Annotated in this window: 13 protein-coding genes; 2 read left to right on the top strand and 11 right to left on the bottom strand. The window is 70.3% G+C overall.

The genetic code is table 11. The annotated features are described in order from the left end of the window. Positions 1 to 256 precede the first annotated feature (256 nt). Genes Gocc_RS09855 through Gocc_RS09805 form a run of 11 tightly spaced genes read right to left on the bottom strand, consistent with a single transcriptional unit; the run spans position 257 to position 11,137 of the window. Entirely contained in the window at positions 257 to 1,261 is a 1,005-nt protein-coding gene (locus tag Gocc_RS09855) for a thiamine pyrophosphate-dependent dehydrogenase E1 component subunit alpha (RefSeq protein ID WP_114796392.1), read from the bottom strand. 6 nt (positions 1,262 to 1,267) lie between these two features. Continuing rightward, the gene (locus Gocc_RS09850; RefSeq protein WP_181813551.1) at positions 1,268 to 1,504 is read right to left on the bottom strand and encodes a biotin/lipoyl-containing protein; all 237 of its coding nucleotides are present in this window, start codon (positions 1,502 to 1,504) and stop codon (positions 1,268 to 1,270) included. A 2-nt stretch (positions 1,505 to 1,506) separates the two neighbouring features. Then, positions 1,507 to 2,544 carry a thiamine pyrophosphate-dependent dehydrogenase E1 component subunit alpha gene (locus Gocc_RS09845; protein WP_114796390.1) on the bottom strand — a complete coding sequence of 346 codons (1,038 nt, stop codon included), beginning with the start codon at positions 2,542 to 2,544 and terminating at the stop codon, positions 1,507 to 1,509. Continuing rightward, positions 2,541 to 3,599, bottom strand: a complete 1,059-nt coding sequence (locus tag Gocc_RS09840; protein ID WP_114796389.1) for an alpha-ketoacid dehydrogenase subunit beta — start codon at positions 3,597 to 3,599, stop codon at positions 2,541 to 2,543. The genes Gocc_RS09845 and Gocc_RS09840 overlap by 4 nt, the downstream gene beginning before the upstream one ends. Next, positions 3,596 to 4,492 carry an HAD-IIA family hydrolase gene (locus Gocc_RS09835; protein ID WP_147281252.1) on the bottom strand — a complete coding sequence of 299 codons (897 nt, stop codon included), beginning with the start codon at positions 4,490 to 4,492 and terminating at the stop codon, positions 3,596 to 3,598. The genes Gocc_RS09840 and Gocc_RS09835 overlap by 4 nt, the downstream gene beginning before the upstream one ends. Beyond that, positions 4,489 to 5,934, bottom strand: a complete 1,446-nt coding sequence (locus Gocc_RS09830; RefSeq protein ID WP_114796387.1) for an aldehyde dehydrogenase family protein — start codon at positions 5,932 to 5,934, stop codon at positions 4,489 to 4,491. Before Gocc_RS09830 ends, Gocc_RS09835 begins: the two co-directional genes overlap by 4 nt. Next, the gene (locus Gocc_RS09825) at positions 5,931 to 6,986 is read right to left on the bottom strand and encodes a PEP/pyruvate-binding domain-containing protein (RefSeq protein WP_181813550.1); all 1,056 of its coding nucleotides are present in this window, start codon (positions 6,984 to 6,986) and stop codon (positions 5,931 to 5,933) included. Before Gocc_RS09825 ends, Gocc_RS09830 begins: the two co-directional genes overlap by 4 nt. Further along, positions 6,983 to 8,722 carry a PEP-utilizing enzyme gene (locus Gocc_RS09820; protein ID WP_147281251.1) on the bottom strand — a complete coding sequence of 580 codons (1,740 nt, stop codon included), beginning with the start codon at positions 8,720 to 8,722 and terminating at the stop codon, positions 6,983 to 6,985. Before Gocc_RS09820 ends, Gocc_RS09825 begins: the two co-directional genes overlap by 4 nt. 54 nt (positions 8,723 to 8,776) lie before the next feature. Continuing rightward, positions 8,777 to 9,628, bottom strand: coding sequence for an SDR family NAD(P)-dependent oxidoreductase (locus tag Gocc_RS09815; protein ID WP_114796384.1), 852 nt, complete (start codon positions 9,626 to 9,628; stop codon positions 8,777 to 8,779). A 4-nt stretch (positions 9,629 to 9,632) separates the two neighbouring features. Further along, positions 9,633 to 10,460, bottom strand: coding sequence for an SDR family NAD(P)-dependent oxidoreductase (locus Gocc_RS09810; protein WP_114796383.1), 828 nt, complete (start codon positions 10,458 to 10,460; stop codon positions 9,633 to 9,635). Then, positions 10,460 to 11,137 (bottom strand): GntR family transcriptional regulator, encoded by a 678-nt coding sequence (locus tag Gocc_RS09805; RefSeq protein ID WP_114796382.1) that lies wholly within the window; start codon positions 11,135 to 11,137, stop codon positions 10,460 to 10,462. Before Gocc_RS09805 ends, Gocc_RS09810 begins: the two co-directional genes overlap by 1 nt. Positions 11,138 to 11,174: 37 nt before the next feature. On the opposite strand from Gocc_RS09805, the gene Gocc_RS09800 reads away from it, so the two are divergent. Together Gocc_RS09800 and Gocc_RS09795 are read left to right on the top strand one after the other, a co-directional pair. Continuing rightward, on the top strand, positions 11,175 to 11,948 hold the full coding sequence (locus tag Gocc_RS09800; RefSeq protein WP_114796381.1) for an alpha/beta fold hydrolase: 774 nt from the start codon (positions 11,175 to 11,177) through the stop codon (positions 11,946 to 11,948). A gap of 8 nt (positions 11,949 to 11,956) precedes the next feature. Further along, positions 11,957 to 12,667 carry an LLM class flavin-dependent oxidoreductase gene (locus Gocc_RS09795; RefSeq protein ID WP_340148096.1) on the top strand — a complete coding sequence of 237 codons (711 nt, stop codon included), beginning with the start codon at positions 11,957 to 11,959 and terminating at the stop codon, positions 12,665 to 12,667. The last annotated feature ends 45 nt before the right edge of the window (positions 12,668 to 12,712 follow it).

The following is a 12,712-nucleotide window of genomic DNA, read 5'->3' as shown; positions in this document are numbered from 1 at the left end:
CCAGGCGTAGCCGACCAGCCGTCCGGTTGGCGCCACCACTCGGCTGGGTGCTCCCCGCACGTCCAGAGCCCGTCCTTGCCGTCTGGGTTCGAAGTCTCGGCCGCCGTAGCCTTTGTCAGGCGTGGCGCGCCCGCGGGTGGCACCGGGTGAGCGGGGAACCCCGGCGGCCACAGCGACCGGATTCAGCACGGGGAGTGGCTCGACCTCGCTGCCTCCGGTTCTCGACGCTTCCGCCCACCGACGACCATGCTCGTGCTCAAACTGGTGCCGGGCCGGGAGCGAGCACGTTGGCGAACATGGCGGCGAGCTCCGGCTCTGGCGCTGCGAGCGCAGCCTCGGTCGCTGCGTCGACGCGGGCGGTCACCTGCCGCCGCAGCGCGTCGAGGTCGCCGATCTCCCCCAGCGCCTCGAGATGGGCCACCTGCACGGCGATCGGGTCGCGCTCGAGCCAGCGCTCGAGCTCTCCGTCCCGGCGGTACGGGCTCTGGTCGGAGGCGGAGTGCCCTCCGTACCGGTACGTGGCGACTTCGACGAGCGTCGGCCCGTCTCCGGCGCGCGCCCTGACGAACGCCTGCTCGAGCCCCTCGCGCACGGCCTCCACGTTCTGCCCATCGAGCACCGCGGACGGCATCCCGTAAGCATCGGCGCGCGTTGCGATCGGCACCGGTGTCGTCTCGGCCGAGGCGGTGTACTCGGCGTAGACGTTGTTCTCGCAGAGGAAGACCACGGGCAGGCGCCAGACGGCGGCGAGGTTCAGGCTCTCGTGGAAGGCGCCGATGTTGACCCCGCCGTCCCCGAAGACCGCGACCGCGACCCGCTCGTCGCCGAGCACCTGCGCCGCCAGCGCAGCTCCGGCGGCGACCGGGATCATCGCGCCGATGATGGGGATCGAGTGCAACAGTCCGACCTCGGTCGCCGTCAGGTGCATGGAGCCGCCGAGCCCGCCGAGCGCGCCCGAAGCGCGGCCGATGTTCTCCGCGATCAGCGACTCTGGCGTCACACCGAGCGCGAGCCCGATGTGGTGCGTTCGGTGGGTGCACACGACCAGGTCGTCGGGGCGAGCCGCCGCCGCGAGCCCGACCGCGACCGCCTCTTGACCGTCAGCGCAGTGCGTAGTCCCCCAGGCCTTCCCTTCTCGATGGAGGTCGCGGATTCGCTCTTCCACGAGGCGAATCTCGATCATCCGCTCGAGCCGCGCCAGCGCGCTCGAGCGCACGGACCTGCGCCGCTGCACTGCCTCGTCGGCGATGACCGAGTCCATCACGACCTACGCCATCTCGAGTTGACAGATCGGACCTCCGACGGGAACCTCCTCGTCCTCGACTGCCATCAGCCGGAGGACGGTGCCCGCCACCGGAGCGGGGACGTCCATCTCCACCTTGTCCGTCTCGACGCGAACAAGCGGTGCGTCGCGCTCGACGTGCGCTCCCTCGACGACGTACCACTCGACGATGACGGCGCTCTCGACCATCTCGCCCAGCTTCGGCAGTTTCACGGTGGCCACGCTCATGCTGCTCCCTCTTCCCGATCGACGTGGACGTTGCGGAACATCACGGACGCATCGGGCTCGGTGGCGGCAAGGGCATGCTCGGCGGCCTCGGCGACCCGCCGCTCGGCGTCGGCGCGAAGATGCTCCTCGGCCTGCTCGTCGAGGAGACCCTCAGAGCGCAGGCGCTGTGCGAACAGCTCGATGGGGTCGCGTTCGAGCCAGCGCGCGACCTCCTCGTCGTCTCGGTAGCCTGCCTGATCCGAGCGGGAGTGGCCGTAGCGGCGCCACGTCTTGATCTCGAGCAGGAACGGCCCTTCGCCGGCCGCAACCCGCGTCCGCGCGTCGGCGACGGCGGCGACGACCTCATCGACATCCTGCCCGTCAACCGCGGCCGACGGAATGGCGTACGAGGCCCCGCGCGCGGCGATGTCTCCGCCGGCCGTGACCCGGTCGTAGCGCGTGTGCTCGGAGTACTGGTTGTTCTCGCAGACGAAGAGCACCGGCAGCCGCCAGATCGAGGCCAGGTTGAGGCCCTCGTGGAACGCGCCCATGTTCACGGAGCCGTCACCGAAGATGGAGACGGCGATCGACGCAGAACCCTGCACCTGGAGCGCGAGGCCGACGCCTGCGGCGACCGGCACCTGGGCGCCGAGGATCGTGAACGTGTGCAGGATGCCCACGCTGGTGTCGGTGACGTGGACGGAGCCGCCGATGCCGCCGACGATGCCGCTCGCCTTGCCGAGACACTCGGCGAGGACGGCCTCCGGTGTGATCCCGAAAGCGACCGAGAGCGTGTGCACGCGGTGGGGGAAGCAGACGAGATCGTCGTGCTGCAGCGCCGCGGCGAGGCCGACGGCGGATGCCTCCTGCCATTCGGCGGTGTGCGTCGATCCCCAGGCCATCCCCTCATCGTGGAAGCGGCGGATCTGGGTCTCGACGTGGCGTGCCTCGAGCATGCGGCCGAGGCGGACGACCCGGTCGCCCCGAACGGCGTCCCGGCGCGCGAGCGCCGTCGTCCCGTCGGGTGCGTCGACGGTCAGCGACCTGATGCTCATGCGTACACCTCCCACCACGGCGCGGGCAGGATGCCGTGCTCGACGAGATGTGCCACCTGCTCGGCGACGTACTCGGCCGACGGGAGGTACGTGAACTCGAGCGTGCGGTTGAACGGGACCGGCACGTCCGGGGTGGTCACGCGGTGTGGGGGGGCGTCGAGCTGTCCGTGCAGCTGCGAGGCAACGTGCGCGACGATCTCGGTGCCCCAGCCGCCGGTGAATGGGTTCTCCTCGACGACGACGAGGCGCCTCGTGCGGGCGACCGACGCGAGCACGGCGGCGTGATCCCACGGCAGCAGCGTCTGCAGGTCGATCACCTCGACCGAGACCCTGCTCTCGAGCGCCGCCGCCGCTCGCAGCGAGACGCCGACCATCTGCCCCAGGGTGACGAGCGTGACGTCGTCGCCGGCTCGCTTCGTCGCCGCGACCCCGAGCGGGATGATGCCCTCGTCGCCGGTCACCACCTCCTCGCGCTCGCCGTAGAGGGCCTTGGGCTCGAGGAACACGACGGGGTTGTCGTCGCGGATCGCGGAGCGCAGCAGACCGTAGGCGGACTGTGCGCCCGAGCAGACGGCGAGCTTGAGACCGGGTGTGGCGAGGAACCACGTCTCGAGCGTCTGCGAGTGGGTCGCACCGAAGCCGCGCCCGGCGCCGCAGGAGCCGCGGCTGACGAGCGGGATCGTGAGCGCCCCGTTCGAGAGATAGTGGAGCTTCGCCGCCTGCGTCACGATCTGGTCGAGCGCGACGCCGTAGAACTCGGCGAACATGATCTCGATCACGGGTCGGAGGCCCGCGGCGGCGGCGCCGACGGCCGCGCCCGCGATCGCCATTTCCGAGATCGGCGTGTCGCGTACGCGCGACGGGCCGAATTCGTCGAGAAGACCGACGCTCGTCTTGAAGACGCCGCCACTCTGGGCCACGTCCTCGCCGAACACGACCACGGTGTCGTCTTCGCGCATCTCGTCCGCCATCGCGGCGCCGATCGCCTGGTTCATGCGCAGCTTCGTCGCCTCGCGGAGGGGCGACGCGGGCGCCTCGGTGTTGCCGATGCTCATGGTGCGTTCCTTTCGATCGATTCGTGCCGCCCGGTGGCCGCATCGCCGCCGAAGGCGTTCCGGTATGCGGATGCGAGGTCCGGCTCGCAGTAGGTGGGGCCGACGCTCGCGGCACCGAGGGACTCCGCGGTCGAGACGCCGGTGAGCACGAGGAGCGAGTCGAACCCCTCCTGGGCGGCGAAGACGACGTCCGCCTCGAGGCTGTCTCCCACCACGAGCGGCGGATTCGTTCCGTCCAGGAGCTGGTGAACGAGCGATGCGAACTCCGGGGACGTCTTGCCGCAGACCCGGGCCTCGACATCGACACGGTCGCGCAACTCGGCCAGGACCGCGGCCGCGCCGGGAACGATACCGCTCTTCGTCGGCATGCCTCGATCAACGCTCGAGACGTACAGCGGGAATCCAGCGCCGGCGAGGCGTGCGAGTCGATCGATCTGGTTGCTGGTGATCCCCGGCGTCATGCCGATGGCGAGCGCGCGGCCGTCGGCCGGTGCCCGAGCCCAACTGTCGACATCGACGCGGTCGACCTCGAGCGCATCGATTCCCTTCGCATCGAGCGCGGTGCGGAGTCCCACGCCGCCAACGTAGGCAACGGCTCCGATGCCACCGGCAGAGAGCGCGAGGGCGAGCGAGTCGGCCGCAGTGACGACGTCGCCGGGTGTCGCGGGAATCCCGCAGCGCCGAAGCCCTTCGACGCACCATGCGGTGTCCTCGAACGCCATGTTGGTGACGAAGCCGACACGCAGCCCGGCCGCACGACTTGCGAGAACGAAGTCGCGCGCCCCGGGAAGCGCGTCCCGGTCCAGATAGACGGTGCCGTCCAGATCGAGCAAGACCGCGCCGTAGCGCTCGAGCGACCCGAGCGGTGGCGGAGCCGCGGCGTCCGGCTTCATGCGCACCTCGGGTGGATGTTGACGACCTGTAGCTCGGTGAAGAACTCGGCCGCCGCCTTGCCCTGCTCCGCCGGGCCGAAGCTCGAGTCCTTGTGCCCACCGAAGGGGATGTACGGCTGGATCCCGGTGACGGCGTTGACGTGCACCATCCCGGCCTCGATGCCGTCGACCATCGCGAGCGCACGCTCGAGGTCACATGTGAACACGGCTGCGTTGAGCCCGTAGCGGGTGGAGTTCGCGACCTCGATCGCGCGCTCGTCGTCGTCCACGCCGATCAGGGAGAGCACGGGTCCGAAGACCTCCTCCTGGGCGACCGCAGACGCCGGGTCAACGTTGTCGAGGACGGTTGGCGCCACGAAGTGTCCGTGCGAGAGCTCTGTGTCGTCGGGTCGCGCGCCGCCCGTGACGACCGATGCACCCTCGACGCGCGCCGACTCGACGGCAGCGAGCACCGCCGCGGCGGCGTCGGCGCTGACGAGCGGCCCCATCGTCGTCTCCGCCTCGAGACCGTGGCCGAGCCGGATACGGGCGACCTCTGCGACGACCGCCTCGCGTAGCTCACCGGCGAGGCGATGCGAGCTGACCGCGCGGCTGATCGACACGCAGCGCTGCCCGGTGGCGGCCATCGCGCCCACGACGATCGCACGAGCCGCCTCGGCAACGGGAGCGTCGTCGAGGACGATCGCGACGTTCTTGCCGCCCATCTCGAGCTGGACGCGAACGCCGCGTCCGGCTAGCCGCCGTTCGAGCCCGCGCCCAACGGGCGTCGAGCCGGTGAAGGTGAGGGCGTGGAGCGCCGGGTGGTCGAGGAGAGCGTCGCCGATCTCGCGGGCGGTACCGGTGACGAGATTGAGCACGCCACCGGGAAGGCCCGAGTCGGCAAGCACTTCGGCCAGGCGAACCGCCGTCAGCGGCGTCAGCTGCGATGGCTTCCAAACGATCGTATTGCCGAACGCGAGGGCGGCGGCGATCTTCCAGGTGGGGATGAGGAGGGGGAAGTTGAACGGTGTCACGGCGAGCACAGGGCCGACGGGGAGCCGCCTGGCCAGGGTGAGCGCACCGGGCTTGACGCCTGGAAGCACGTCGCCGATCGGCTGGAGGGCCTCGCCTGCGAAGTATCGGAGCGTCTCCGCCGAGCGCTGCACTTCCCCGGCCGCGTCGGAGAGGATCTTCCCCTCCTCACGTACCAGCCCCCGTGCCACGTCGTCCGCCCGCTCCACGAGGATCGTGGCGGCGCGGTGGAGGACGGCGGCGCGCTCGGTCGCCGGGGCACGTCGCCATGCCTGCGCCGCTCCGGCGGCCGCCGCGTAGGCGTCCGCCACGTCGGACTCGGTGGCGAGGTCTACCTCGCCGACGATCTCGTCGACGTTCGCCGGATCGCGAATCTCGGCGCGCCGGCCGCTGGAACGCCAGCACCCGTCGACGAGCATGGTGCCGCTCATCGCGGCTCGCCTCCGAACGCGTGCCGGAGCATCACGGCCGTGTCCCACGTCGGCGTGGGCGGCACGCCCAGGTTGACCGTCTCCGGCCGCGCCTGCACAACGGTCACGGGCTCGCCCGGACGCCGGTGCCGGCTGATCACCCACTCCACGTCGACGGGGAAGCCGAAGTGCCGCTCCACCGAGAGCACGGCATCCACGACAGCGCCGAGTTGCTCGTCGTCGAGGATCGGCCGCTCACGGAGACGCTCCGGCATCGGCGCCTCGACGACCATGCCCTGCGCGTAGTCGAAGAGCGAGACGACGTCCTTTCGAGCCACGTCGTAGCGCAGTGTGCGGCCGCCCGCCTTGTCCACCTCCAAGTGGTCCGGAACGACGAGACCCTTGACGACCGCCTCCCCCCACCCCCAGGAGCCTTCGATCACGATCCGGTCGCGCTTGCCGGTGACCGGGTGCATGGAGAATGCGACGCCCGAGCAGCGGGCTGGGACGAGCTCCAGCACGCCGACGGCGATCGCGCTGTCGCGTGGGTCGTCCCCCGCGCGAAGCCGGTAGGCGAGCGCCCGCCCGTTGAACAGGCTGGCCCAGCAGCGCATCACGGCGGTGAGCACGGACTCGGCGCCGGTGACGCCGAGGAACGTGTCGTACTGTCCCGCGTAGCTCGCGTCCGCTCTGTCCTCGGCGAGGGCCGAGCTCCGCACGGCGGTGGGAACGTTGAGGTCGCGGCACCGGTCGGAGAGAGCCTCGTACGCCTCCGTGATCGCGTGCGCGAGCGGCGCGGGCATCGCGGCAGCCTCGATCGCCGAGCGGATCGCCTGCGCAGCCCTCTCGATCGCATCCAGGTCGTCGGGGTCGTCGACACCTGCGAGGAAGCTCTCGATCGCTGTGCCGACGCCGCTCTCCCGCGCGAACTCGGCGAACGCCTGCGCGCGAACCGCGAACCCCGGCGGCGTTTCGACGCCAGCCCGGCGAAGGTCGCCGAGCTTCGCGAGCTTGCCGCCGACGTCGACCTCGTCGGTGGCGTCGAGGTGGTCCAGCCAGGCGATCGGAGTCACGCTGCAGGCTCTGCTTCGCCGCGCGAGACGATGGTGACCACGCCGTTGCCGCCGTCGACCTCGACGATGTCGCCCGTCCTGATCGTCGTCGTCGCGACGGCGCATGCGGTGACGCACGGGATCCGGTATTCGCGACTGACGATCGAGGCATGGGTGAGCGAGCCGCCGACATCGCAGACGCATGCCGCGATCTTCGTGAACGCCGGCGTCCAGCTCGGTGACGTCGCCTCGCAGACGAGCACCTCCCCGGGCTCGATCGCGTGCAGCTCCGCCGGGCTGAGGAGCACACGCGCACGCCCACGCGCCACACCGCTCGAGGCGGGGAGCCCCTCGAGGCGGGTGCCCGCGCCGCCGTCCGCCTCGAGCGCCTCGAAGTAGTGGCGGCCCATGCCGAAGATCTCTTTCACCACCGGATCGGCGGAGCCCTGGGGGCGAGTGCCGAGCACGCGCGGCAGCGCCCCGCGGCGCTCCTGCCAGGCGATGAACCACGCCCGGCGCTCTGCCGTGATGTCGGCGAGGTCGCTCCACTCCTGGCGGCCCGCGCAGAGATCGCGGAACTCGTAGGAGAAGAGGAAGAAGACGTCGTCGCGTTCCTCGACACCGAGCGCGTCGGCCAGAGCGAGGGCGGCACGGCGAATGGGGATGTGCGCCCGCAGGTCGATGTAGAAGTTGTGCTCCTCGTTCCACCACGTGAAGTTCGCGGCCCTGCACGACTCGAGGGCGGCGTCGAACGCTTTCAGCTCCTCGCCCGTGAGTTGAGACCGCGCACCGGCGATGGCGTGCTCGCGCTCTGCCGCCGCCTGCTGGATCGCGGCGTCGAAGTCGTGGTCGCCGCTCGCAGTCAGGAACGTCTTGATCGTGCCGAGCGGAGAGATGGGGTCCTCGACCCAGGGCGCCACGGCGACGTCGGTTATCACCTCGGTTCGCCATCCGTAGACGTCGATGTACGAGTCGAACTCGCGCAGCCATGCCTCCGCGGCGGGGGAAGAGCGGAGAGCGCCTGAGAGGTCTGCGGCCTCGGTCGAGGCGAACAGCGCCTCCAGCCCCTGCTCGCGCGCGAGCGCTGTGAGCCGCCAGAGCTCGCGGTCGGTCTCGACGATCTTCGAGGGGTAGCCCTGCAGGAACGTCGCCACCTGACCCGGATCCAGGCCCAGCTCGCCACAGAGACCCTGGAAGCCGAGGTAGTTCGCGAGCAGCGGGTACATCGCCTCGAAGTGGATCTCCCACGCGCGCCGGACGTAGGTGACGGCTTCGTCGAAGAACGCGCCGATTCCTGCGCGATCGAGCGTCGACAGGTCCCTCCGCTCGAGGGCCTGCCATCCCTCCAGCTCGGCGACGGCCCGTCGCCACATCTCGGGGAACCCGGCGATCAACTCGGGCATGCGCTGAGCCACCCGACCGGTGCGAAGCTCGATCTCGAACGGCGACGCGACCGGTACCTCGGTGGCATAGAGATGCGGGCCCACGAAGCGTCCTCGCAACCCGCGGCCGGCGGGGAGCGGCACCGCCTCGGCGGCGACCTGGCTTCCCCAGCATGCTCCGGAGACGATCACGGTCACCCCGAGCGGCACGACTCCGCGGGGGTAGTGGAAGTCGAGCGGCCAGAATGCCGTTTCGTCCTTCTTGGAGAAGTTCCCCGGCCGATCGAACGCCATGAAATCGTCATTCCGGGCCGGGTCGTAGCCCGGATACCACGGCTCGTCGATCACGTCGTCGACTGGAAAGATCGTCGCCACCTTCAACTCCTCCACTATCGGATACGAAATCCTATACGAAGACGCTCGTCCTTGCTAGCCCCCGCCGATGGCGGAAGCCATCCCCCCGTCCGGGTGGAGGATGGAGCCGGTGATGTACGCGCTGTCGTCCGAGCACAGGAAGAGTGCCGAGCGCGCGACGTCCTCGGGCTCGCCGATGCGCCGGAGCGGCAACACCCGGATCTGACGGTCCCAGTACTCCTCGACGCTGACGCCGCCCGCGTACGCACCGGCGGACGTCATCGGGGTGCGGATGATTCCGGGGCCGAGGGCGTTGACACGGATGCCGTGCGGACCGAGCTCCTCGGCCAGACAACGCGTGAGCATCCAGACGCCCGCCTTCGACACCGAGTACGCACCCTTCGTGGGTCGCTTCGCGGCGATCGACGCGAGTGTGACGATCGATCCCCCCGTGCCGCTCGCGATCATGCGCCGCGCGGCCGCCCGCGCGGTGAGGAAGACGCCGAGCAGGTTGACGTCGAGCACGAACCGCCAGTGCTCCAGCTCGGTGAGCATCAGCTCCCCGGTCAGCGGCTCGCTCGAGCGGGGCTGGGCCGGGTGACGCCCGACTCCAGCCGAGGCAACCACCGTGTCCACGCCGCCGTAGCGGCTCACGCACTCGTCGAAAACCCGCTCGACCTCATCCTCCACGCGGACATCGCAGGGGACGAACGCGGCGGCCGGCAGCTGCTCCGCGAGCTCCTCCCCCTGCTCTCGGGCACCTTCGAGATCGGCCACGACGACAGCGGCGCCCTCAGCGGCGAACAGGCGCGCGCAGGCGGCGCCAATACCCGACGCGCCGCCCGTGATCACCGCGCGCCGGCCGGCAAGCCGTCCCCCTTTTCCTTCGAACGCGAGCTCGGGATCTGAGGTGGTTTCCGTCGTCATCGTCTCAACCTCCTGCGGTGCTCGAGACGAGCCCGCCGTCGGGGTGCAGGATCGATCCGGTGAGGTAGGCGCTCTCCGCGCTCGTCAGGAAGACGGCGGCCGACGCGACGTCGTCGGTCGTCCCGAGCCGACGAAGCGGCAGGGCGGCGGCACGGGCAGCGAGCCATGCCTCGGCGAGATCGTGATCCCCCTCGGGGTCGACCGAACGCAGCGCGCGCTCCTCGAGCAGCCGCGTGCGCACGAATCCCGGCCCAACCGCGTTGACCCGGATCCCGTGCGGCCCGAGCTCCTCGGCCAGACAGCGGGCGAGCATCCAGACACCCGCCTTCGAGACCGCGTAGGCGCCGCCTGTCGGGCGCTTCGCGGCAACGGAGGAGACGAAGACCATCGTCCCGGCCGTCCCCGTCGCGACCATCGATCGCGCCGCCTCGCGCGCGGCGATGAACGTTCCCGTCAGATTCACGTCGAGGACGTGCCCGAACTGCTCGAGGGTGGCATCGCAGACGGCGCGCGGTGACGGGGCCTGCTCCGGATGAGCACCCACCCCGGCCGACGTGACGAGCGCGTCGATCCCACCGAGCATCTCCACGCACGCGGCGACCGCAGCCTGCCCCTGCGCTTCTTCGCACACGTCGAGCGGGAAGAACGCCGCCTGCCCACTACCGTCGTTGATACGCGCGCAGACCGCGCGCCCGGCTTCCTCGCTGCGAGCCGTGACCAGCACCTTCGCACCTTCGGCCGCGAACCGCTCGGCGATCGCGGCCCCGATCCCCGTCGCCGCACCCGTGATGAGCGCGCGCCGCCCCTCGAGCCTGCGACTCGCAGCGGGCATCAACCCGCCGGGGGCGCCGCAGCAGCGACCTCGCGCCGCCGCTGATCCTCGAGATACGCCTCGGCCGTGCGCACCTTGTGGTTCCGCGCAGCCTCCTCGATCTCACGCTCGTCAGCGCCCTGCTCAACGAGCTCGACCAGCCGCTCGTGCTCCTCGAGCGAGTCCACCGCCCGTCGTCCGAGGTAGAAGGAGAGCGACCGGCGCATCCCCTCGAGCCGGTCCCACGTCTGCGCGATCAGCTCGACGAGCGTGCGGTTCGGGCAGGACGCGTACAGCGTGAAGTGGAAGTCCCGGTTGAGACGCGTGACTGCGTTCACGTCCATCTCCTCGAGCGCGGAGCGCATCTTCGCGTTTGCGGCTCGCGCATGCTCGAGATCCTCGCCGCGCAGGAACGGCGCCGCGAGTGCGGTGGCGCTCCCCTCGAGGAGAGCGAGCACCGTCATCCCCTCGACCCAGCGCTCGACATCGAGCTTGGCGACCTGGGCGCCGACGTTGCGGTGGAAGACAACCCAGTTCTCCGCCTCCAGCCGCCTGATCGCCTCTCTGATCGGAACCGAGCTCACACCGAGCTCGCGAGCAAGCTGATCGATGACGAGCCGGTACCCCGGCCCGTACGTGCCGTCGACGATCCGTGCCCGAATCGCCTGGTAGGCCTGCTCGTGCTTGGTCAGCGTCATTGCATCAATCCTATAGCAAATCCTCTACGATCCTCGCATGAGGCACCCCTTCGGCGGACCGAGAATCGCGGAGATCGGAGCAGGCCCGCGGCTTCTCCTCGTGCACGGCAGTTTCGCACGCGCCGAGGACACGTTCGTCGCTCAGCGGGAACTCGCGGACACGTTCCGCCTTGTCTTCGTCACGAGACGCGGGTTCCACCGCGACTCGGAGCGCGTCGACTGGGAGGCGGACGCCGCCGACCTCGTGGAGCTCCTCGACGAGCCGGCGCACGTCGTGGGGCACTCGTACGGCGGGCTCGGGTGTCTTCTAGCTTCCGCGCGTGTGCCGGAGCGAATACTCTCGCTGACCGTGATCGAGCCGCCGGCGTTCTCGCTCCTCCCCGAAGACCCAGACGTCGCGCGACTCGTAACGAGGTTGCGGGCCGTTTTCGCCGAGGGAGGGGAGCCGGCCGACGTCTACGCCGACTTCGTGGAGGCGTTCGGCTTTCCGAGGCCAACCCGCGTTCGTCCCCACCTTGTGCCCGCCCTGCGCGCCTCGGCCCGTGAGCGGGGTCCATGGGAGGCCGTCCTCCCGCTCGGGGAGCTGCGGCGAGCCGGATTCCCGAAGCTCGTCGCCACGGGCGACTGGCGGTCCCTTTCCGAGCCCGCGCGCTCCGTCGGAGGCGTCGTCTTCAACCGTGTCGCCGACGCGCTCGCAGAAGCGATCGCCGCGGAGCGTCTGACGGTCGAGGGTGCCGGACATTCCCCGCACCAGTCGAGCGAGATCGTGAACGACCGGCTGCGCAGTCGCGCGGCGTCCCGCGGCGGTTAGACCAGCAGATCGACGCCGTACGAGAAGCCCACGCACCGATTTGCAGGGCTTTTACACCACCATCGTGCCCAGAACCGCACCTCGCTATGGAGCTGCCCCCGACGCCTCCGAGAATCACGATCGCGGCCAACGGCGTGCGGATGATCGAGCTGGCAGGCGAGATCGCGGACGGGATCGTCGGCTGGTACCAGTCGCTGGAATACGTTCGTGACGTGACGATGCCGGCGCTCCGGCGTGGCGCCGAGCGCGCGGGCCGGTCGCTGGAAGGCTTCGACGCCACCGTGGGCTTCCCGGCCGTGATCACGCGCGACGACAGCGGCCTCGAGCTTGCGAAGGGCCAGGTGATGATGTACGCGACTGCGCTCGGGTCGGCTCCCGCCTACCTCGAAAGCGCACGCGCGGCCGGCTTTGGTGAGGACGCCGAGGCGATCGGAGAGCGCGTGCGTGCCGGTGACCTTCGCGGCGCTGTCAATCTCGTGCCCGACGAGATGGTGGATGCAATGGTGATGGCCGGCAGCGCCGAGCGGGTACGCGGCCGGATCGAGCGCTACCGCGAGGCAGGGCTGAACGGCGTGCACGTCCTTCCGTCGCCGCCCGGCGGCTACTACCCGCTTTACGAAGACCACTTCCCCGTTGAGTCGCTGTCGCAGCTGCCCGAGTTCGACTTCCCGGGTCTCATCCGCAGCTTCGAGAACGCGATCGAGCTCCTCGGAAGCTGAGACCCAAGACACCGCGATCGCCGCGCCGCCGCCGCGCGCGATCGG

The organism is Gaiella occulta, from assembly GCF_003351045.1.
In the GTDB taxonomy this organism is placed as follows: domain Bacteria; phylum Actinomycetota; class Thermoleophilia; order Gaiellales; family Gaiellaceae; genus Gaiella; species Gaiella occulta.
Note: the sequence above shows the minus strand (reverse complement) of the source record. Positions and strands in the feature narration are given on the sequence as shown.

Excerpts from the sequence above, each read along its gene's own strand:
- Gocc_RS09855 (WP_114796392.1), bottom strand. The coding sequence starts at position 1,261 with ATGGACTCGGTCATCGCCGACGAGGCAGTGCAGCGGCGCAGGTCCGTG.
- Gocc_RS09845 (WP_114796390.1), bottom strand. The coding sequence starts at position 2,544 with ATGAGCATCAGGTCGCTGACCGTCGACGCACCCGACGGGACGACGGCG.
- Gocc_RS09800 (WP_114796381.1), top strand. The coding sequence starts at position 11,175 with ATGAGGCACCCCTTCGGCGGACCGAGAATCGCGGAGATCGGAGCAGGC.
- Gocc_RS09810 (WP_114796383.1), bottom strand. The coding sequence starts at position 10,460 with ATGCCCGCTGCGAGTCGCAGGCTCGAGGGGCGGCGCGCGCTCATCACG.
- Gocc_RS09840 (WP_114796389.1), bottom strand. The coding sequence starts at position 3,599 with ATGAGCATCGGCAACACCGAGGCGCCCGCGTCGCCCCTCCGCGAGGCG.
- Gocc_RS09805 (WP_114796382.1), bottom strand. The coding sequence starts at position 11,137 with ATGACGCTGACCAAGCACGAGCAGGCCTACCAGGCGATTCGGGCACGG.
- Gocc_RS09830 (WP_114796387.1), bottom strand. The coding sequence starts at position 5,934 with ATGAGCGGCACCATGCTCGTCGACGGGTGCTGGCGTTCCAGCGGCCGG.
- Gocc_RS09815 (WP_114796384.1), bottom strand. The coding sequence starts at position 9,628 with ATGACGACGGAAACCACCTCAGATCCCGAGCTCGCGTTCGAAGGAAAA.
- Gocc_RS09835 (WP_147281252.1), bottom strand. The coding sequence starts at position 4,492 with ATGAAGCCGGACGCCGCGGCTCCGCCACCGCTCGGGTCGCTCGAGCGC.